Source organism: Jiella sp. M17.18, from assembly GCF_041027365.1.
Classification (GTDB): domain Bacteria; phylum Pseudomonadota; class Alphaproteobacteria; order Rhizobiales; family Rhizobiaceae; genus VKMB-3413.
In genome coordinates, this window is the sequence record NZ_JBFTEH010000003.1 from 129,674 (window position 1) to 150,786 (window position 21,113).

17 protein-coding genes are annotated in these 21,113 nt (G+C 69.2%); 9 read left to right on the forward strand and 8 right to left on the reverse strand.

The annotated features are described in order from the left end of the window. The first annotated feature begins 59 nt into the window (after positions 1–59). Positions 60–2,093 carry a thioredoxin domain-containing protein gene (locus AB5S17_RS07065; protein ID WP_369237634.1) on the forward strand — a complete coding sequence of 678 codons (2,034 nt, stop codon included), beginning with the start codon at positions 60–62 and terminating at the stop codon, positions 2,091–2,093. Positions 2,094–2,172: 79 nt separating this feature from the next. Beyond that, on the forward strand, positions 2,173–3,282 hold the full coding sequence (locus AB5S17_RS07070) for an NAD(P)/FAD-dependent oxidoreductase (RefSeq protein WP_369237636.1): 1,110 nt from the start codon (positions 2,173–2,175) through the stop codon (positions 3,280–3,282). Positions 3,283–3,346: 64 nt separating this feature from the next. Here the strand turns inward: AB5S17_RS07070 and AB5S17_RS07075 are convergent, their stop codons facing one another. From AB5S17_RS07075 to hemE, 6 genes are all read right to left on the reverse strand, one after another. Beyond that, entirely contained in the window at positions 3,347–3,823 is a 477-nt protein-coding gene (locus tag AB5S17_RS07075; RefSeq protein WP_369237638.1) for a YbaK/EbsC family protein, read from the reverse strand. 80 nt (positions 3,824–3,903) lie between these two features. Beyond that, complete coding sequence (locus tag AB5S17_RS07080; RefSeq protein ID WP_369237640.1) at positions 3,904–4,728, reverse strand: SDR family NAD(P)-dependent oxidoreductase; 825 nt, start codon at positions 4,726–4,728, stop codon at positions 3,904–3,906. Between the two features lie 225 nt (positions 4,729–4,953). Further along, positions 4,954–6,222 (reverse strand): transcription termination factor Rho, encoded by a 1,269-nt coding sequence (gene rho, locus AB5S17_RS07085; RefSeq protein ID WP_369238314.1) that lies wholly within the window; start codon positions 6,220–6,222, stop codon positions 4,954–4,956. Positions 6,223–6,603: 381 nt separating this feature from the next. After that, a complete protein-coding gene (locus AB5S17_RS07090) occupies positions 6,604–7,122 on the reverse strand; it encodes a gluconokinase (protein ID WP_369237642.1) in 519 nt (172 codons plus the stop codon). A 110-nt stretch (positions 7,123–7,232) separates the two neighbouring features. After that, positions 7,233–7,748, reverse strand: coding sequence for a protoporphyrinogen oxidase HemJ (gene hemJ / locus AB5S17_RS07095; RefSeq protein ID WP_369237644.1), 516 nt, complete (start codon positions 7,746–7,748; stop codon positions 7,233–7,235). 62 nt (positions 7,749–7,810) lie between these two features. Then, positions 7,811–8,827, reverse strand: a complete 1,017-nt coding sequence (gene hemE / locus AB5S17_RS07100) for a uroporphyrinogen decarboxylase (protein WP_369237646.1) — start codon at positions 8,825–8,827, stop codon at positions 7,811–7,813. A gap of 539 nt (positions 8,828–9,366) precedes the next feature. On the opposite strand from hemE, the gene AB5S17_RS07105 reads away from it, so the two are divergent. From AB5S17_RS07105 to AB5S17_RS07135, 7 genes are all read left to right on the forward strand, one after another. Next, the gene (locus AB5S17_RS07105; RefSeq protein ID WP_369237648.1) at positions 9,367–9,966 is read left to right on the forward strand and encodes a Maf-like protein; all 600 of its coding nucleotides are present in this window, start codon (positions 9,367–9,369) and stop codon (positions 9,964–9,966) included. Beyond that, positions 9,959–10,924, forward strand: a complete 966-nt coding sequence (locus AB5S17_RS07110; protein ID WP_369237650.1) for a shikimate dehydrogenase — start codon at positions 9,959–9,961, stop codon at positions 10,922–10,924. The genes AB5S17_RS07105 and AB5S17_RS07110 overlap by 8 nt, the downstream gene beginning before the upstream one ends. 1 nt (position 10,925) lies before the next feature. Then, entirely contained in the window at positions 10,926–11,345 is a 420-nt protein-coding gene (locus AB5S17_RS07115; RefSeq protein ID WP_369237652.1) for a hypothetical protein, read from the forward strand. A 19-nt stretch (positions 11,346–11,364) separates the two neighbouring features. Continuing rightward, positions 11,365–11,955 carry a dephospho-CoA kinase gene (gene coaE, locus AB5S17_RS07120; RefSeq protein WP_369237654.1) on the forward strand — a complete coding sequence of 197 codons (591 nt, stop codon included), beginning with the start codon at positions 11,365–11,367 and terminating at the stop codon, positions 11,953–11,955. 179 nt (positions 11,956–12,134) lie between these two features. Continuing rightward, positions 12,135–13,853, forward strand: coding sequence for an efflux RND transporter periplasmic adaptor subunit (locus AB5S17_RS07125; protein ID WP_369237656.1), 1,719 nt, complete (start codon positions 12,135–12,137; stop codon positions 13,851–13,853). Beyond that, the gene (locus tag AB5S17_RS07130; protein ID WP_369237658.1) at positions 13,850–17,104 is read left to right on the forward strand and encodes an efflux RND transporter permease subunit; all 3,255 of its coding nucleotides are present in this window, start codon (positions 13,850–13,852) and stop codon (positions 17,102–17,104) included. Before AB5S17_RS07125 ends, AB5S17_RS07130 begins: the two co-directional genes overlap by 4 nt. A 178-nt stretch (positions 17,105–17,282) precedes the next feature. Beyond that, entirely contained in the window at positions 17,283–18,101 is an 819-nt protein-coding gene (locus tag AB5S17_RS07135) for a class II glutamine amidotransferase (RefSeq protein WP_369237660.1), read from the forward strand. Between the two features lie 30 nt (positions 18,102–18,131). On the opposite strand, the gene AB5S17_RS07140 is transcribed toward AB5S17_RS07135, so the two are convergent. Beyond that, a complete protein-coding gene (locus AB5S17_RS07140) occupies positions 18,132–19,466 on the reverse strand; it encodes an MFS transporter (RefSeq protein ID WP_369237662.1) in 1,335 nt (444 codons plus the stop codon). A gap of 157 nt (positions 19,467–19,623) precedes the next feature. After that, positions 19,624–20,931, reverse strand: coding sequence for an ATP-dependent protease ATPase subunit HslU (gene hslU, locus AB5S17_RS07145; protein ID WP_369237664.1), 1,308 nt, complete (start codon positions 20,929–20,931; stop codon positions 19,624–19,626). Positions 20,932–21,113 lie beyond the last annotated feature (182 nt).

Consider the following 21,113-nt stretch of genomic DNA (forward strand, 5'->3'; position numbering starts at 1 on the left):
CTCTTCCCCTCGCTGGAGACTGCCTTAGCCTTGCCTGCGTCGACGAGGGAACACCGCCCATGAGCGAGACGCAAGGCAACCGGCTCGGCGACGCCGTCAGCCCGTATCTGCAGCAGCACCGGGACAATCCGGTGCATTGGCGCGAATGGTCCGATGCGGCGCTCGCCGAGGCCAAGGCGCTGGATCGCCCGATCCTGCTCTCGGTCGGGTATGCCGCCTGCCACTGGTGCCATGTGATGGCGCATGAGAGCTTCGAGGACGAGGCCGTCGCGGCGGTGATGAACCGGCTCTACGTCAATGTGAAGGTCGACCGCGAGGAACGCCCCGACGTCGACCACCTCTACATGACCGCCCTCCACGCGCTCGGCGAGCAGGGCGGCTGGCCGATGACCATGTTCCTGACGCCGGAGGGCAAGCCCTTCTTCGGCGGCACCTATTTTCCGAAGGAGCCGCGCTTCGGCCGGCCCGGCTTCGTACAGGTGCTGGAGGCGGTGGCAAAGGCGTGGGCCGAACGGCGGAACGAGATCGCCGGAAGCGCCGGCACGATCGCCGACAGGCTGTCGGAGTTCCTCTCGCGCTCCGCAGCAGCCGGGCCGCTCTCCGTCTTCGACGTCGCGCCCGCGGCCGCCCGGATCGGCCAGATGATGGACCCGGTGCGCGGCGGCATGCGCGGCGCACCGAAATTCCCCAACGCCCCCTATATGGAGATTCTCGCCCGCTCGGCCTTCGAAACCGGCTCGACCGAGCCCCGCGACGCCTTCCTGAAGACCGTGCGCTCGCTCTGTTGCGGCGGCATCTACGACCATCTCGGCGGCGGCCTGCACCGCTACTCCACCGACGACCGGTGGCTGGTGCCGCATTTCGAGAAGATGCTCTACGACAATGCGCAGTTCCTGCGGCATCTGACCTGGGCCTGGCGGATGACCGGCGAGCCGCTCTTCAAGGCGCGGATCGGAGAGACCATCGACTGGCTGGAGCGGGAGATGCTGGTGAAGGGCGGCGGCTTCGCGGCTTCGCTCGACGCCGACAGTCTCGACGCCTCCGGCCATGCCGAAGAAGGCGCCTACTACGTCTGGACGGAGGCAGAGGTCGATGCCGCGCTCGGCGATGCGGCGGCGGGCTTCAAGCGCGTCTACGACGTCACCGCGGGCGGCAATTGGGAGGGAAAGTCGATCCTCCATCGCCTCCATCCGGGCGCGCGGTCCACTGATCCCGCCTTTGCAGACGAGCGGGCCGCGCTGCTCGAGCTGCGGCGTCGGCGCGCGGCACCCGGGCGGGACGACAAGGTGCTGGCTGACTGGAACGGCATGACGATCCGCGCGCTCGCCGAAGTCTCCGTCGCGCTGGATCATCCGAAGGCGCTGGATCTGGCGCGGACGGCCTTCGGCTTCGTCATGGACGAAATGGTCGTGGATGGGCGGCTGCGGCATGCGGCGCGAGCGGGACGCACGGCCGGACTTGCGCTATCCTCCGACTACGGCGCGCTGATCCAGGCGGCCGTCGCCCTGTTTTCGGCCACGCTCGACGATGCTTTCCGTCAAAAAGCGTTTTGGTTAGCCGGAGAACTAAAGCGCTGGCACGCCGATGGGGACGGCGGCCACTTCCTGAACGCTTCCGACTCCGGCGACGTCATCATGCGGCTGCGGGGCGATCAGGACGAGGCTGTCCCGAGCGGCAGCGCGCAGGTCGTCGAGGGGCTGGCGATGCTCGCGCAGGCGAGCGGCTCGATCGCCGTGGCTGAAGAGGCGGAAGCGGCGGCAGAGCTTGCCGCGGGGCGCGTCGGAACGGGCGCTGCCGGCTTTCCCGGCCTCATCGCCGCGACGGGTCGCCTGCGCCGCGGCAGCGAACTGGGGCTGATCGGTCGGGCGGGCGAGGGCCCCTTCCAGGCGATGCGCGCCGTCGCCCGCGCGAGCGTCGATCTCGACCGGCTCGACCTTGCCGCCGCAAGCCCCGGCGACTTGCCGCAGGACCTGCCGCTGGCCTCCGTTCATCCGACCCGGCTGCCCGCAGCCTTCGTCTGCGAGTGCCGCGTCTGCCGGGCACCCGTCACCGATCCGGACGCTCTTGCCGGATTGCTGCGCAAGGGCGGATAAGAGAGGCTCGAACGGCTGCCAGCGGGAAACCGCGTTGGCGAGCCGCTGACAGCCCCCTTCACCGCAGATGGGTCATTGCATGGATGTGATCGTCGTCGGCGCCGGCATCGTCGGCCTCTCCACCGCCTGGGCGCTGACGAAGCGCGGCCACGCCGTCACCCTCCTCGAACAGGCGGAAACGATCCCGTCGCCACTCGCCGCGTCCGGCGACCGCCACCGCATGATCCGCCGCGCCTATGGCGCGAGGAGCGGCTATGGCCGGCTGATCGACGAGGCCTTCGACGCCTGGGACGAGCTGTGGTCCGATCTCGGCGCCTCGCACTATGTCGAGGCCGGCGTCATGGGCCTCTGCCAGTCGGAGGGCGACGAGGCGGATGTCTTCCGGCAGGGCTTCGACGCGGCCGGCACGTCCTACGAGCGCATGAACGCGCAGGAGACGGCGGAACGCTACCCGTTCGTCGATCCGGACGCGATCCGCTACGGCTTCCTGACGCGCGAAGGCGGGGCGCTGATGTGCCGTGAGATTGCCGCCGGCCTCGCCGACTGGCTCGAGCGCTCCGGCGCGACGCTTCGCACCGGCGCCAGGGTCGGCGCATTCGACCGCGCCGCCGGAACGGTGACGCTGGCCGACGGCGAGCGGCTCTCCGGCGACCATGTCGTCGTCACCGCCGGCGCGTGGACCACCGGCCTTCTCCCGGAGCTCGCCCACGACCTCACGGTCTACCGCACCTTCGTCGCCTATCTGACGCCGCCGGAGGATCTCGCCGCCGCCTGGCGTGCGGCGCCCGCCATCGTCTCGATCGGCGGGCCGTCCGAAGGCTATGCGCTGCCCGATGTCCGCGGCGCCGGCATGAAGATCGGTGCGAGCATCGTGAAGCGGCGGGCGGACGACCCGGAGGCGAACCGGACCGCGACGCGCGAAGAGGCGCAGCCGCTGCTCGACGCCTTCGCCGTCCCCTTCGCGCGGCTCGACGAATACGACATCCGCGAGCTCGTCACCTGCGCCTACACCTTCACCCGCGACGAGCGCTTCTATTCCCATGTGGCGGATAGGCTGCTGGCGGTTTCCGCCTGCTCCGGCCATGCCTACAAGTTCGGCGCGGCGATCGGCCGGCGCGTGGCGGAAGCGGTGGGGACGAAGGACTGGTCGGCCCTGAGCGCCTGGCTGCGCGCGGAACACGCCGGCTGAGGGACTGACGCCCGGCCGGCCGGGCCTTCGAAGGCTTCCTCTCGAACCGCGGCGGCAAAGAGCCTCAGTGCACCGCGCCGACGACCGCGCCGGTGGCGCTCCTGAGCTGCAGGGGCACGACCTCGAAGACATGGTTAGGCGTGCCCGCCGCCGCCCAGACGGTGGCGTAGCGGAAGAGGTCCTCGTCCATGATCACCGAGAGGTCGCCGGTGCCGCCGAGCGGAGCGACGCCGCCGATGGCAAAGCCGGTCGCCTCGCGCACGAAGGCGGCATCCGGCCGCTCCAGCGCTTCCCCGGTCAGCTCCATCGCCTTTGACGATTCGACGCGGTTCGCGCCCGAGACGAGCAGCAGATAGGCCTTGCCGCTGTCGACGCCCCGGAACACCAGCGACTTGACGATCTGGCCGACCTCGGCGCCCACCGCCGCGGCCGCTTCCTCCGCGGTGCGTGCGCTCTGCTCGGTCTTCACGACCTTGATCCGGATGCCCTTCGCCTCGGCCGCGGCCTCGACGCGCTGCACGGCTGCGGGTTTGTCGCTCATCATGTCCCCTTCGGCTGTCGCTCCTACTGGTCGGCGCTCGCGGGCCGCGCGTCAAGCCGGACACTCGCCCGCGCCCCTTGTCACCAGCCGGCCGGCTCGCTTGCAGCCTCCGCCGCCGCGGCGCCGGACAGCTCCGACTGCCATTTCGTCGCGATCAGGCGGCGGCCGGTGACGCCATCGGACTCGGCGGAAGCGAGCCAGAGCAGCGGCGGCACCATGACGGCCGGATCGATCAGTTTCGCCTTCGCCTCCTCCGAGACCCCTTCCGGGATCATGCCGGTGAGGCTGGCGCCGCCCGGAAGGAGCGCGTTCACCGTCACTCCGGTGTCGGCGAGATCCTGCGCCCAGATGATCGTCTCCGATTCCAGCGCCGCCTTGGACGGGCCGTAAGGCGAGAAGCCGCGGCGGCGCATGGTCTCGCGGTTCATCGAAACGTTGACGATGCGGCCCCAGCCCGCAGCGACCATGGCCGGCACGGCGGCGCGCGCCATCAGGAACGGGCCGTTGACATTGGTGTCGATGACCATCTTCCAGGTCTCCGGATCGGTCTCCCAGAACCGCGTCGGTTCGGTGAGGAAGCGCTCGCTGACATATTTCATGCCGCGCCCGGCATTGTTGACGAGAATGTCGATGCGCCCGAAGCGGCGCGTCGCCGCATCGACCACCGCCGCGCAGTCATCCGGCCGCGTCACATCCGCGACGAGCGGCAGGACCCGCTCCTCGCCGCAGAGCGCGCGCGCTTCCTCGGCCACGGCCTCCACCTCCGCCCGTTCGCGCGCCGCCGTCGCGACGACGGCATGACCGGCTCCAGCGAGCCCCAGCACCATCGCGCGGCCAAGACCGCGGCCACCTCCGGTGACGACCGCGACGCGCGCTTCTCGCGCTCCCTCCGGTTTGCGCATCATGTTCGGTCTCCTTGCTGATCCGGCTGACTGCGGCGCGCGCGCAAAGCGCGGGGCGGCGCCGACCGTCACATGCGCCGCCGACGATCCCGATCAAGCCTCGGCGGCCCTCCCGCATCCGCGCAAGGCTCTTCCAGGGCGCCGCGCGGGCCCTGAAACGAAAAACGGCGGCCCATAGGACCGCCGCTTGTCATGCTCTGTCGAAGCGTGCCGGACGCCGGGGCCGCCTCAGGTGTTCATCGAATCGAAGAACTCGGCGTTCGACTTCGTCTGCTTCAGCTTGTCGTTCAGGAATTCGATCGCATCGGTGGTGCCCATCGGGGCGAGGATGCGGCGCAGGACGAAGATCTTCTGCAGCTCCTGGCGCGGCACCAGGAGGTCTTCCTTCCGGGTACCCGACTTCAGGATGTCCATCGCGGGGTAGACGCGCTTGTCGGCGACCTTGCGGTCGAGCACGATCTCCGAATTGCCGGTGCCCTTGAACTCTTCGAAGATCACCTCGTCCATGCGGCTGCCGGTATCGATCAGCGCCGTCGCGATGATCGTCAGCGAGCCGCCTTCCTCGATGTTGCGCGCCGCGCCGAAGAAGCGCTTCGGGCGCTGCAGGGCGTTGGCGTCGACACCGCCGGTCAGCACCTTGCCGGAGGAGGGGACGGTGGTGTTGTAGGCGCGGCCGAGGCGGGTGATCGAATCGAGCAGGATGACGACGTCGCGGCCGTGCTCGACCAGGCGCTTGGCCTTTTCGATGACCATCTCGGCCACGGCGACGTGGCGCGTCGCCGGCTCGTCGAAGGTCGAGGAGACGACCTCGCCCTTCACCGAGCGCTGCATGTCGGTGACTTCCTCCGGCCGCTCGTCGATGAGCAGCACGATGAGGTAGCATTCCGGATGGTTGGCGGTGATCGAATGGGCGATGTTCTGCAGGAGCACCGTCTTGCCGGTACGCGGCGGCGCGACGATCAGGCCGCGCTGGCCCTTGCCGAGCGGCGCGACGAGGTCGATGACCCGGGCCGACAGGTCCTTCTTCGAGGTCGGGTCCTCGAGCTCCATCTTGAAGCGCTCGTTCGGATAGAGCGGCGTCAAGTTGTCGAAGTGGCTCTTGTAGCGGATCTTCTCCGGGTCGTCGAAGTTGATCGTGTTGACCTTCAGAAGCGCGAAGTATCGTTCGCCTTCCTTAGGACTGCGGATCGGGCCCTCGACCGTGTCGCCGGTCTTCAGCTGGAACTTCCGGATCTGCGACGGCGAGATGTAGATGTCGTCCGGGCCCGGCAGATAATTGGCCTCGGGCGAGCGCAGGAAGCCGAAGCCGTCCTGCAGGATTTCGACGACGCCCTCGCCGACGATCTCGACTTCCTGGGCCGCGAGCTGCTTCAGGATCGCGAAGAGCAGTTCCTGCTTGCGCAGGACCGAGGCGTTCTCGACCTCGTTCTCTTCGGCGAACGCGATCAGTTCGGGGGCGCTCTTGTTCTTCAGGTCCTGAAGTTTCATGCGGGTGATGGGCTCTTGGGCTGTGGTCCGAAACTCGAAAGGTCGGACGAGGCAGGGAAGGTCTTAAGGGAACGCTTCAGCCGGAAAACTTGCGATGGGTCTCGACAAGTCGGGCGCGACGGACCGGGCCGTGCTGCGCCCTTGGAGGCGGGATGCTCCCTAAGAGATAGCCGCGTCCTGGCCGCGGCGCAAGAGGCTGACGCGGATTTCGGCCTGAATCCCACCAGGACGGGGCCGAAGGTCGACCGCCGGCAAAGGAAACGAAGGCGCAAAGCGTGAATGCCAGACGTCGAGCGCGATCAGCGACGAGCCGACGTTGGCGCTGAAGCCTGTACTGGCAGGACCGGCTGGACCAGCCGTGGCCCGACCGGCAGGGTGCGAAGCTCTGCGTCAGCCGATGCCGAGATCCTTCAGCACCGCGTCGACCACCTCTTCCGGCGGCATGGAGACGGTGACGTTCACCCCGTCTTCGTCCGGCTGCAGCGGCTCGAGATCGGCATATTGCGAGGTCAGCAGCGAGGCCGGCATGAAATGCCCCTTGCGGTGGGCGAGCCGGCCCGCGACGAGCTCGGGATCGGCGACGAGCGAGACGAAGCGGACCCGCGCATGCGCCTGGCGCAGCACGTCGCGATAGCGTCGCTTCAGCGCCGAGCAGGTGAGGACGGTGGAGATGCCCTGATCCGCCTGCGCCGAAATCCAGTCGCGGATCGCCGCCAGCCAGGGAGCCCGGTCGTCGTCGTTCAGCGGAATGCCGCTGGTCATCTTCTCGATATTGGCGGCGGGGTGGAACTGGTCGGCTTCGGCAAAGGGCCAGGAGAGGCGTTCCGCCAGGCCTTCGGCCGTCGTGGTCTTGCCGACGCCGGAGGGTCCCATCACCACCAGAGCCGTCGGCCTGTCCTCTCCCGTCATCTCGTGCATCCTCCCTGGCTTCATGTCAGGCGCCAGGATCTAGCGCCTGTCGCCAAAAAGATACCCGTCGACGCGCCCGCCGCGCCCGAGGCGGCGGACGAGGCGCATGGTCAGAACGGCTTGACGACGACGAGGATGATGATCGCGATCAGGAGAACCGCCGGCACCTCGTTCATGATGCGCCAGTAGCGCGAAGAGCGGGTGTTGCGGTCCTCGGCGAAGCGGCGCACGGCCGCCGACAGCATGCCGTGGATCCCCGACATCACGACCACCAGCGCGATCTTGGCGTGCAGCCAGCCATTGCCGGGCGTGAACCAGTCGCCCTTCACCGCGAGCCAGACGCCGGCGACCCAGGTGCCGATCATTGCCGGATTGACGATGCCCTTGAGCAGCCGCTTCTCCATGACCTTGAAGGTCTCGGACTGCGGCGTCTTCGGCCCCGCCTCGGCGTGGTAGACGAACAGCCGCGGCAGATAGAGCATGCCGGCCATCCACGCGATCACCGAGAAGATGTGGACGGACTTGATCCAGAGATAGCCCGTCGAATTGTAGTCGCCCGGCACCAGCCAGAAGAGGAGCGCGGCGATGACGATCGTGACGGCGAGGGCGATGACGGCGTTCTTCATGGTGTCTTCCCCTTCGCGATCCCGCTCCGGCGCCCGAAGGGGTCGCCGTCAGTTCGGGCGGATCATCCCCGGATCCGCTTCAGAAGCGCCTCGACATGCGCGATCGGCGCGTCCGGGGTGATGCCGTGGCCGAGGTTGAAGATCAAGGGGCCGTCGCCGAGCGCCTCCAGGATCCGGTCGACGCCTTCCTCCAGCGCCCGCCCGCCGGCGATCAGCCGCAGCGGGTCGAGATTGCCCTGGACGGCGCCGTCCGTCTGCATCGCCTTCGCCTGGCTCCACGGCACCGACCAGTCGAGCCCGACGGCATCGACCCCGGTCTTCTGCCGATAGGTCGACAGGAGCGCGCCCGCCCCCTTGGGGAAGCCGATGATCTTGGCGCCGGGGATGGCGGCGCGGACCTTCTCGACCATGCGCCGCACCGGTGCGACGGCAAAGGCCTCGAAGGACGCCTCGTCGAGGACGCCGGCCCAGCTGTCGAAGATCTGGACGCAGTCCGCGCCGGCCTGGAGCTGGCGGATGAGATAGTCGGCGCTCATCTCGGCGAGGAGGAAGAGCAGCTTCTCCATCGCTTGCGGATGGCGATAGCCGAACAGCCGGGCCGGCGCCTGGTCCGGTGTCCCGTGACCGGCGATCATGTAGGTCGCGACCGTCCAGGGCGCGCCGCAGAAGCCGATCAGCGTCGTCTCGTCCGGCAGTTCGGAGCGCAGCCGGCCGACCGTCGCGATGACCGGGGCGAGATGCGTCTCGGCAAGGCTCGGATCCAGCCGCTCGATCTCCTCGACCTGCAGCGGCCGCAGCTTCGGGCCTTCGCCCGCCACGAAGGCGAGGTCGCGGCCGAGCGCGTCCGGGATGACCAGGATGTCGGAGAACAGGATCGCGGCGTCGAAGCCGAAGCGGCGGATCGGCTGGAGCGTCACCTCCGTCGCAAAGTCAGGATCGTAGCACAGGTCGAGGAACCCGCCCGCCTTCGCCCGGGTTTCCCGGTACTCCGGGAGATAGCGCCCGGCCTGCCGCATCAGCCAGACCGGAGGCGGCGAGAGGCTCTCGCCCTCGAGGACACGGATCAGGTTGCGCGCCATCGGTGTCCGGCTCCCATCAGAAAAGAATCCTTTAGAGAAGGATTTTTGATTCTATGAGTCGGTGGATAGCCGGAATCCACAGAGGCCGGCAAATCGGTCCATCGCCGCAGGCATAAGAGCACGGTCCGGCAGCCGATCCGGCGGGCGCGTGTGAAGATCGGGCAGGACTCGGAATAGGCGAGCGGAGTCAGCCGTCTGGCCGGCGTCCGGATCGATCAGCCTGAGGAATGGAGGAAGGACTTCGCCCCGCTTGCCGCCGCACTTCTCCACAGTTCCCAGGCCCGCCGCTCACAAGCGCCGCGCGGATGCGAATGTGGATGACGACGGTTTCATGAACAGGAACGAGGAAGCGCCTCGCGGTTCTCCCAGTTTACCCGTCCTTAACCCACAGGCGCCCGAGAATCCCGGGAGTTGCGAAATCCGTGGCTTGCCACGGACCCCCGAATCGAGTCCCGCCGCTTGCGGTGGCCTTTCCGCGGCCACGACGCTATGGAGCACCCCGGACGTAAAGATTTTCCTAAAATTGGAGGAAATCCGGCATGGCGAAGGGCATTGTTCTCGCTTCCGGCAGCATCCACCGCCGCGAACTTCTGAAGAACGCCGGCGTCGACTTCACCTGCGAGAGCGCGACGCTCGACGAGCGGGCGATCGAGGCGCCGCTGACGGGGACCGGCGTCGGGCCGGACGACGTGGCGCAGATCCTCGCCGAGGCGAAGGCGAGCGACGTCTCCGAGCGTCATCCCGGCGAGATCGTCATCGGCGCCGACCAGACGCTCTCGCTCGGCGAGGAGATCTTCCACAAGCCGGCCAATATGGAGGAGGCGCGCCGGACGCTGCTGAAGCTCTCCGGCCGGACCCACAGCCTCAACTCGGCGGTCGTGCTGGTCGAGGACGGGCAGGTCACCTGGCGCCATGTCTCCACCGCGCAGATCACCCTCCGCACCCTCGACCCCGGCTTCATCGGCCGCTATCTCGCCTCGGTCGGGCAGAAGGTGCTGACCAGCGTCGGCGCCTACCAGATCGAGAAGGAAGGGATCCAGCTGATGGAGAGGATCGAGGGCGACTTCTTCACCATCATCGGCCTGCCGATCCTGCCCTTGATGAAGGAATTGCGGGCGCGGGGGGAGATCGATGGCTGATGCGGATGCCGACTGGGTGCCGACGCCGTATGTGAGCGGCGCCGAGCGCCCGCGCGGGGAGGGATCGATCTTCGATCCGAACCGCGGCCGGGCGCAGAGCGAGGGTCCGAAGGCCTTCGTCACGGGATGGCCGGTCTGGCATTCGCGCTCGCCGATGATCCACGGCACCTGGCTCGCCGAGCTCGGCCTCGCCGGCTCCTATGTCCGCATGGGCGTGCCGCCGGAAGAGATCGGCGACTTCCTCGGCGGGCTGACGGACGCCGGCTTCGTCGGCGGCAACGTCACGATCCCCCACAAGGTCGCAGCCTTCGAGGCGGTGGAGCGGCGGGACGCCGCCGCCGAGGCGACGGGCGCGGTCAATACGCTCTGGTTCGAGGACGGCGTCCTCACCGGCGGCAACACGGATGCGTATGGATTTGCGGCCAATCTCGACGAACGCCTGTCCGGCTGGGCCGATGCCGAGACGGCGGTGGTGCTCGGCGCTGGCGGCGCGGCGCGGGCGGTCGTCCACGCGCTCCTCGAGCGCGGCGTCAGGCGCGTCGACATCGTCAACCGCACCGAGGCGCGGGCGCAGGCGCTGGCCGGCCGCTTCGGCGCGAAGGTCGCGGCGCATGGCGAGGGCGCACGGGCATCGGTCCTCGCCGGGGCCGATCTCCTGGTGAACACGACGCCGATCCCGCCGAAGGATCCCGACGACGAGACGCCTGCCTGGTTCCCGCAGACGCTGCCGGACCTGTCCACTCTGCCCGACCATGCGCTGGTGACCGACATCGTCTACACGCCGCTGATGACGCCGACGCTGCTGGCGGCCGAGAAGCGCGGCCTGCGCTTCGCCGACGGTCTCGGAATGCTCCTGCATCAGGCGGTGCCGGGGTTCGAGCGCTGGTTCGGCGGCCGGCCGGCCGTAACCGAGGCGCTGCGGGCGCGGCTCGTCGCCGACATCAACAGCGGGGTCTGACGTGGCGGAGGATGGCGGCGGCTTCACAATCGCGCTCGATCCTGCGGTCGATGCGGTCTTCCGGTCCTATGCCGAGGGCTTCGACGACTTCGACACCGACCGCATCGTCGACTGCTTCGCCTTCCCTGCGACGATCTGGCAGGCGGGGCGGGGTAACGTCTTCACCGACGCCGAGGATCTCGCCGAAAACGTCGACGCGCTGCTCGACGTCTTCGAGCGGGAGGAGATCGTGCGGTCGAGCTATGACGTCCTTCAGGCCGTGCTGTCGGGACCGGCAGCCTTCGTGACGCTTGCCTGGCGTCAGGAGCGCGAGGACGGCGAGGCGGCGCTGGAGTTCACCTGCCACTACACCCTGCACCGCGAGCACTGGGACACCGAGGAGCCCGGCGACTGGCGGATCGTCCTTGCGATCAACGAATGACCGGGGCGGGCTTGGCGCCATGATCGTCCTCGGCCTCACCGGCTCGATCGGCATGGGCAAGTCGACCACCGCGGCCATGTTCGAGGCCGAGGGCGTGCCGGTGCATTCGGCCGATGCGGCCGTGCACCGGCTCTATGCCGGCCGCGCGGCGCCGCTGATCGAGGCGGCGTTCCCGGGGACGGTCATCGACGGGGTCGTCGACCGTCAGGCGCTGGCCGGGCAAGTTCTCGGTGACGCGGACGCGCTGAAGCGGCTCGAGGCGTTCGTCCATCCGCTGGTGCGCGAGGAGGAGGCGGCCTTCCTCGACGCCGCCCGGGCGTCGGGCGCGCCGCTCGCCGTTCTCGACATCCCGCTGCTCTACGAGACCGGCGCCGAGGCGCGCTGCGACAAGGTGGCGGTGGTCTCCGCGCCGGCGGACGTCCAGGCGAGCCGCGTGCTGGCGCGCCCCGGCATGACGGCGGAGAAGTTCGCGGCGATCCGTCGCAAGCAGGTGCCGGACGCCGAGAAGCGCGCCCGCGCCGACTATGTCATCGACACCGCAAACGGGCTGGAGGCGGCGCGGGCCGCGGTCGTGACGATCATCCGCGCCCTGTCGCCTGCCGCCGGCTGATCGATCCGGCAGGGCCGGGACGGGGCGGTCATCGGGCGCTTCTTCGAGCAGCCTTGTCACCGCACCCGTCAACCCGGGATGACATCTTGGTGATGCCAGCGCCCGCCCCGCCGATCTCGACAGCCCCTGTCTGCCGACTAGTTGGCTCCCGAATCCCGACGGCGGCAAGGTTTCCGATGATGCGAGACGACGTTGTTGGCCGCAGGCTCCTGTCTCGCGCGGCCGCCTGTTTTTGCGTCCTGTGCCTCTTGGCCGGACCGGGACAAGCTCAGCAGCAGTCCGGCGGGGGCGGGTCGACCGGCCAGACCGCCGCCGACGGACAGGCGCAGGGCGACTCTCAATCCGGCGGCGGCGGCAGCGGTCAGGGCGAGGGCGGGGCGACGCTGGACCTGCCGCTGATCGGCAAGATCGAGCTTCCCGGTTTCCTGTCCTTCCTCGGCTCGCGCGACGGCGGATCGGGAAGCGGTGGCAAGGGCGGCGCGGCCGCGCAAGCGGCAGACCAGCCGCCGCCCGCGGTGATCACCGAGACCGCGACTGTGAAGCCGGTGGGGGACCGGTTCGAATTCATCGGCCGAATCGCGCCGATCCAGAAGGTGGCGATCCAGGCGCGGGTGGCGGGCTATCTCGAAAAGGTGGCGTTCAAGGGCGGCCAGACCGTCCACAAGGGCGACCTGCTCTTCCAGATCGAGACGGACCAGTACCAGGCGGCGCTCGCCGCCGCCAAGGCGCAGCTCTCCGGCGCGCAGGCACAGCTGAACGAGGCGCAGCGCTCGCTCGCCCGCAACAAGCAGCTCGCCCAGTCCGGCACCGTTGCGCAGGCCAATCTCGACCAGGCACAGGCGCAGTTCGAATCCGCACAGGCGACCAGGCTCCAGGCCGAGGCGGCCGTGCAGCAGGCGCAGCTGAATCTTGGCTACACCAAGATCGTGGCGCCGATCGACGGCGAGATCTCGGCGCCGCTGATCACCGTCGGCAACTACGTCACCGCCTCCAGCGGCACGCTCGCCAACCTCATCCAGATGGATCCAATCTGGGGCGTCTTCCCGATCGGCGAGGGCCAGCTGATCAACTGGAAGAAGCTCGGCGTCGGCCGCTCCGGATCGAGCGCTGCCGTGAATCAGGCCGGCGGAAATTCCGGTGGGTCGGGCGATCAGGCCGGTGGAAGCGGGGCGCAGAATGATGGCGGCGGCGCGTCCGCGGCCGGCGGCTCGGCCGCGCAAGGTCCGGCGGGTCCGCCGCCGGGCGCCGCGGAAGTCGGCGGCGCCGGCGACAGCGGCAGCTCCAACGGCAAGGACGCGGAGGACTTCGTCCTGTCGCTGGTCCTGCCGAACGGCTCGAAATACCGGCCGAACGGGACGTTCGACTTCGTCGACAACACGGTCAGCGCCACGACCGGCACGATCGAGACGCGCATCAGTTTCCCGAACCCGGGCGGCTACCTCCTGCCGAACGAGAACGTCACCCTGGTCGCGACCCAGAAGGACCCGCCGCGGCTGCCGGTGATCCCGCAGGCGGCGGTGCAGCTCTCGCGCAAGGGCCGCTCGGTGCTGATCGTGAAGGCCGACGACACGATCGCGCGCCGGATGATCACGGTCGCGGGCGGCTCGAGCGGGACGCTCGACCCCGGCGAAGTCGCCGTGACCAGCGGCCTGAAGGGCGGCGAGGATGTGGTCGTGCGGGGCGCGATGACGCTCAAGGAGGGCCAGAAGGTCTCGCCGCGCCCTGCCAGCGCCGCCGCGGGCCATGGCGCGGGCGGCCCCGCCGCCGGCTCGGCCGATGCCGGTGCGGGCGCCGGTCAGGGCGGAGGCGAGGGCGGCGCGCCAGGCGGTGCGACCGGTGCGGGCGATACGATGGGCGCAGGCGGCGGCCGCACGGATCGCGGAGGATCGGCCGGGTGATTTCCGACCTCTTCATCCGCCGGCCGCGGCTCGCCGCCGTGGTCTCGGTCGTCATCGTCGTCGCCGGCCTGCTGTCGATCTTCACGCTGCCGATCCAGCAATATCCGAACATCACGCCGCCGACCGTCAGCGTCTCGGCGAGCTATCCCGGCGCGAGTTCCACCGTGCTGGCGCAGGCCGTGGGCGCGCCGCTGGAGCGCGCGATCAACGGCGTCGAGGGCATGACCTACATGTCCTCGACCTCGACGGACTCCGGCAACTATTCCCTGTCGATCACCTTCGCGATCGGCACCGATCCGGACATCGCCCAGGTGAACGTCTCGAACCGCGTGCAGCTTGCGACGTCGCAGCTGCCGGAGGCGGTGACGCGGCAAGGCGTCACGGTTCGCACGCGCTCGCCGAACTTCCTGCTGGCGGTCGCCTTCTACTCCACCAATCCCGATCTCGACCCGATCGATTCCGGCGCCTACCTGTCGACCAACGTCGTCCCCGCGATCCAGCGCATCGACGGCGTCGGCGACGCGCAGGTGCTCGGGCCTTCCGACTATGCCATGCGGATCTGGACGGATCCGAAGAAGATGGCGGCACTCGACGTCTCGGCGTCGGACATCTCCAGCGCCATCCAGGCCGAGAACCTGCCGGCCTCGACCGGCCAGGTCGGGGCCGCACCGGCGCCGGACGGGCAGGCGACGGTCTACACGATCACCTCGCAGGGACAGCTCTCGACGCCCGGGCAGTTCGCCAACATCGTGGTCAAGACCGGCGCCAACGGCGCCATCGTGCGCCTCCGCGACGTCGCGCGGGTGGAACTCGGCGCCCAGAGCTATGCCGTCAACACCTTCGTCGGCGACCATCCCGGCCAGACGATCCAGGTGAACCAGGCGCCGGGCGCCAACGCCATCCAGACCGTCGCCGCCGTGAAGGCCGCGCTCGACCAGATGAAGTCGACCTTCCCGCAGGGGCTGCAGTACAAGGTCATCTACGATTCCACGACCTTCGTCTCGGCGACGATCGAGGAGATCGTCTTCACCCTCGCCATCACCGCGCTGATCATCGTTATCGTGGTGTTCGTGTTCCTGCAGGACTGGCGCTCGACGCTGATCCCCGCCATGGCGATCCCGGTCTCGCTGATCGGCACCTTCGCCATCCTGCTGGTCATCGGCTTCAGCATCAACGTCATCACCCTGCTCGCCTTGATCCTGGCGATCGGCCTCGTCGTCGACGACGCGATCCTGGTGGTCGAGAACGTCCAGCGCAACATGACCGAGCGCGGCATCGGCCGGGTCGAGGCGACGCACATCGCCATGGGCGAAATCACCGGGCCGATCGTCTCGACGACGCTGGTGCTGCTCGCGGTCTTCGTGCCGACGACCTTCCTGCCGGGCCTGACCGGCCAGCTCTACCGCCAGTTCGGCATCGCGCTGTCGGCCTCGATCGTGCTCTCCGCGCTCGTCGCGCTGACGCTGACGCCGGCACTCTGCGCGATCCTCATGCGCCCGCCGCAGCGCGCCTGGGCGCCGCTGCGCGCCTTCAACTGGGGCCTGACGAAAGCCCGCAACGGCTATGCCCGCACGGTCGGCTTCCTGGTGCGGCGCGTCGCCCTGGCGCTGCTCGGCCTCGTCGTCGCCTTCTGCATCGCCGCCTTCAGCTTTTCCAACCTGTCCTCGACGCTGCTGCCGAGCGAGGACCAGGGCGCCATCCTGTTCGACGTGTCGCTGCCCTCCGGCGCCTCGCTGCAGCGCACGACCGAAGCGATGCTGCAGATCGGCGACATCATCAAGAAGACCGACGGCGTGAACGCCTATGTGCTGGTGCCGGGCTTCTCGATCCTCACCTCCGCGCAGATCTCGTCCGGCGGCCTCGGCATCATCACGCTGAAGCCCTGGGGAGAGCGGCGCAACCTGTTCCAGATCCTCGGACAGCTGAACGCGAAGTTCTCGCAGATCCCGGGCGTCACCGTCGCCGCATTTCCGCCGCCGCCGATCCCGGGGCTCGGCTCGGTCGGCGGCTTCACCTTCGAACTCCTGGCGCAGCAGGGCCAGAGTCCGACGGACGTCGCCGCGGTAGCGCGCTCCTTCGTCAACGCCGCCAACCAGCGGCCGGAGATTTCCGGGGCCCGCACCTCCTTCTCCGCCGACGTGCCGCAGCTCTACGTCACCATCGACCGCGACCGGGCCGAGACGCTGGGCGTCTCGATCGCCGACATCTACTCCACCATCGGCTCGGCGATGGGCACGAACTACGTCAACCAGTTCCTCTACCAGGGGCGGGTCTACCAGGTCCTCATCCAGGCGGACGCGCCCGACCGCGCCGCGCCCAGCGACATCGCCAACCTCTACGTCAAGAACAACCAGGGTCAGATGGTGCCGCTGCGCACGGTGGTGAACGTCAAGACCACCTTCGGCCCCTACACGCTGCCGCGCTACAACCTCTTCACCGCGCCGGAGGTGACCGGCAACGCGGCCGAGGGCTATTCGTCCGGCGCCGCGCTGACGGCCCTGCAGGAGGTGGCGCAGCAGACGCTGCCGCCCGGCTATTCCTATGCCTTCTCCGGCACGTCCTATCAGGAGAGGCAGGCGGGCTCGGTCACCTATCTCGTCTTCATGCTGGCCTTCGTCTTCGCCTATCTCTTCCTCGTCGGCCAGTACGAGAGCTGGCTGCAGCCGCTCGCGGTGATGCTGTCGATCGGGGTCGCCGCCGCCGGCGCGACCACGGCGCTCCTGATCTTCGGCCAGTCCTCCAACGTCTACTCGCAGATCGGCATGGTGATGCTGATCGGGCTCGCGGCCAAGAACGCCATCCTGATCGTCGAATTCGCCAAGGAACGGCGCGAACGGGACGGCATGGAGATCACCGAGGCGGCGGTGCTGGGTGGCCGGCAGCGTTACCGGGCGGTGATGATGACGGCGCTCGCCTTCGTCCTCGGCCTGATCCCGCTGGTCACGGCGTCCGGCGCGGGCGCCGCCTCGCGCAATGCCATCGGCTGGGCCGCCATCGGCGGCATGGTCGCCGCGACCTTCATCGGCATCCTGATCGTTCCCTCGCTCTTCGCCTTCTTCGAGCGCATCGCCGAGGGGCGGCGCGGCAAGTTCTGGGGCCGCGAGCAGGACCGCTCCGCCGAGGGCCCGATCGAGCGCGGCGACAAGCCCTCGATCGCCTTCCCCTGGCAGAAGGGCGGCCGGCGGAACGTGGCGCCGCGCCTGCGCGAGGGGCAGGAAGGCGAGGGCGGCGCAGAGGTGCCGGCAAAATAGCCGCGAGGCCCATTTCACGTGAAACGCCGGGCCGTTCGCCTTCCCGCCCGCAAGCCCCGCTCCATCTTGCCGGAGAAGATTGGGCTTCGTGCTCGCAGGAAAGATCGGCCCGCGGGTCAGGCACCGTCTGCTTATCGGGGGGCGCCGTTCAGCGCGATCAGGAACGCTCTGCCCGCCCATGTGCCGCCATCTCGCCTATGCCGGGCAGCCGGTCTTCCTCGATACGCTGCTGGTCGAGCCCGAAGCCTCGCTGATCGCGCAGAGCCAGGCGGCGCGGCAGGCGCGCACGGTCGTGAACGGCGACGGCTGCGGCGTCGGCTGGTATGGCGAGCGCGACGAGCCGGGGCTCTATCGCGGCATCCTGCCGGCCTGGTCGGACGCAAACCTCGTCTCGCTCTGCCGCCAGATCCGCTCGCCGCTGTTCCTCGCCCATGTGCGCGCGGCGACGTCGGGCGAGGTCTCGACCGCGAACTGCCATCCCTTCGCCGCCGGGCGGCACCTCTTCATGCACAACGGCCAGATTGGCCAGTACGAGACCCTGCGTCGCCAGGTCGACGCGCTGATCCCCGACGAGGTCTACCACCTGAGACGCGGAACGTCGGACTCCGAGGCGATCTTCCTCGCCGCGCTCGGCCGCGGGCTCGATGCGGATCCCGCAGCGGCGATGGCCGAGACGTTGGCTGAAATCATGGCGGTGACCGGGCGCGCCGTCGCGGTGCGCTTTGCCGCCGTCCATGCCGACGGCGAGCGGCTCTCCGCCTTCCGCTGGGCGAGCGACGGCGAGCCGCCGTCGCTCTACTGGCGCAGCACGGGCACCGGCGTAGTCGTCGCCTCCGAGCCCTGCGGCTGCGCCGCCGAGGACTGGCATATCGTCCCGCCGGGCGCGGTGCTGACGGCTGACTTCCATGGAGGCATGCGCCTGTCGGCGTTCGACGTGACGCCGGTCGTAAAACCGACGAAGCGCTCGACCGCCGAGGCCGCCGCCTCGGCCGCCTGAGAACGGCAACTGCCGCCCTGGAAAACGAGGTCAGTCGAGGGCGCGCTTGCGGGTCTCGATGTCGATCCCGAAGGCCGCGACCGCCGCGATCAGCAGGAGGATGCTGAACAGCACCAGCGCCGCCGTGAAGCTCGTCGCCATGATCGGCGCCATGACGGAGGGAGCGAGCAGGCCGCCGAGCCGCGCCATCGCGCCCGCCGTGCCCATGCCGGTCGCCCGCAGATCGGTCGGATAGACTTCAGGGGTGAAGGCGTAGAGCGCGCCCCAGGTGCCGAGAAGGGCAAAGCTCATCAGCAGCGTCGCCGCCGCGATCAGTCCCGCCGAGGCCCCGAAGCCGTAGAGCAGGCAGCCCGCCGCGCTGAGGATCAGGAAGCCGATGAGGGTCGGGCGCCGGCCCCAGACTTCGACGCCATAGGCCGCGAGGGCATAGCCGGGGATCTGCGCCAGCGCGACGAGGACGAGGAAGAGATTGCCGCGGATGAAGGTGAAGCCCTGTGCGGCGAAGCGGATCGGCAGCCAGACGAAGACGCCGTAATAGGCCGCCGAGACCAGCAGCCAGGCGAGAAGCAGGAGCACCGTGCGGCGCCGGAAGGCCGGCGCCAGCAGGTCCGACAGCGGCCGCTTCGTCACCTTCGCCGGCCGCAGCTCGGCGGACGGGGGCGTCCGGCCGTTGATGCGCGCGACGTCGGCGACGACGGCCTTCGCCGCTTCCGTCCGGCCCTGCGACAGCAGGAAGAGCGGCGACTCCGGAATCCAGAAGCGGATGACGAGGCCGATCAGCGCGGGGATGCCGGTGATCGCGAAGATCGCCCGCCAGGGCGCGTCCGGCGCAAGGGCCGGCGCGACGACGGCGACGAGCGCGACGACCAGGGTGCCGACCGCCCAGAAGCCCTCCATCGCCACCAGCCAGCGCCCGCGCCGGTTGGCTGGCAGGAACTCGGCCATCATCGTGTAGTCGATCGGAAGCGTTCCGCCGACGCCGAGGCCGGTGAGGAAGCGCAGCGCGAGCAGCCAGGCGAGGTCCGGCGCGAAGGCCGAGGCGATGCCGAAGGCCGCATCGATGAGGACGGTGGCGATCAGGACGGCGCGGCGGCCGTAGCGGTCGGCGAGCCGCCCGAAGACGAAGGCGCCGATGAGCATGCCGGCGAAGAAGCTGGTGCCGGTCTGCAGCGCCTCGGGCACGGAGACCCTGAAGGTGGCGGCGATGCCGGCGGCCGTGAAGCCGATCGCGAGCACCTGCATGGCGTCCGCCGCCCAGACCAGAGCGAAGGTCGCAAACAGCCGTTTCTGGAATGGGCCGATCCCGGCTTCGCTCAGCGCGGCATCATAGGTGAGAGCCGAGGGAGTGGTCGCTGCAGAGGACATGGCGCCGGCCTTTCGGACTCCGGGCCCGGACGATCCGGGCCACGGAGCGAAGGTTCTAGCCGATTGGTTGGCTGGCGCAACAAATCTCGCGGCGAAGCGGGCGGCCGCCGGATGGCCTCCCCTGCAGGGCAGCGGAGGCCGGGGCCGCCCGGCTCGCTCAGAGGATGTAGCGGGACAGGTCCGTGTCGCCGGCGATGCCGTCGAGCGCCTTGTGGACGTAGGCGGCGTCCACCCTGTAGCTCTGGCCGGCCTTGTCCGGCGCCTCGAAGGAGATGTCGTCGAGGACGCGCTCCATCACCGTCTGCAGCCGCCTGGCGCCGATGTTCTCGATCGAGCCGTTGAGCGAGACGGCGGTGTCGGCGATCGCGTCGATCGCGTCGTCGGTGATCTTCAGATCGACCTCCTCGGTCCGCATCAGCGCGATGTACTGCTTGATCAGCGACGCCTCGGTCTCGGTGAGGATGCGGCGGAAGTCGTCCTTGGTAAGCGCCCTCAGCTCGACGCGGATCGGCAGGCGGCCCTGCAGCTCCGGCAGGAGGTCCGAGGGCTTGGAGACGTGGAAGGCGCCCGACGCGATGAACAGGATGTGGTCGGTCTTCACCGGCCCGTGCTTGGTCGCGACGGTCGTGCCTTCCACCAGCGGCAGGAGGTCGCGCTGCACGCCCTCGCGGGAGACGCCGGCGCCGCCATAGCCGTCCTTGTTCGCCACCTTGTCGATCTCGTCGAGGAAGACGATGCCGTTGTTCTCCACCGCCGCGACCGCCTCGCGCACCACCTGTTCCTGGTCGAGCAGCTTGTCGGACTCCTCGCCGATCAGGAGGCCGTAGCTGTCGCGCACCGTCGTGCGGCGCTGCTTGGTGCGCCCGCCGCCCATCTTGCCGAACATCTCGGAGAGGTTGAGGACGCCGATATTGGCGCCGGGCATGCCGGGGATCTCCATCCCGCCCATCGGGTTCGACGTGTCGGCGATCTCGATGTCGATCTCCTTGTCGTCGAGCTCGCCGGCCCGCAGCTTCTTGCGGAACGAGTCGCGGGTCGCCGGCGAGGCCGACTTGCCGACGAGGGCGTCCAGCACGCGGTCCTCGGCGCCCTGATGCGCCTTGGCCTTGACCTCCTCGCGCTTCTTCTCGCGCACGAGGCCGATGCCGATCTCGACGAGGTCGCGGATGATCTGCTCGACGTCGCGGCCGACATAGCCGACCTCGGTGAACTTGGTCGCCTCGACCTTGATGAAGGGCGCGCCCGCGAGCTTGGCGAGGCGGCGCGAGATCTCGGTCTTGCCGACGCCGGTCGGGCCGATCATCAGGATGTTCTTCGGCATCACCTCGTCGCGCAGCGACCCGTCGAGCTGCTGTCGACGCCAGCGGTTTCTCAGCGCCACGGCCACGGCGCGCTTGGCGTCCTTCTGGCCGATGATGTGGCGGTCGAGCTCGGAGACGATTTCGCGGGGGGAGAAATTGGTCATCTGTGTCTTCTTCGATGGATACCGGCCGCATCCGGCCCGGCGGGATCAGGCGAAAGGCGGTTGAACGAGATTTCGCCGCCGCTCATGCGGCCGGCGAGAGCGGTTGCCAAGGCATCGGCCGGGCCGGCAATCCACCGCATCCCGGCCGATCGGCCGGGATGATCCAGGTGGAAAGCCGGTTC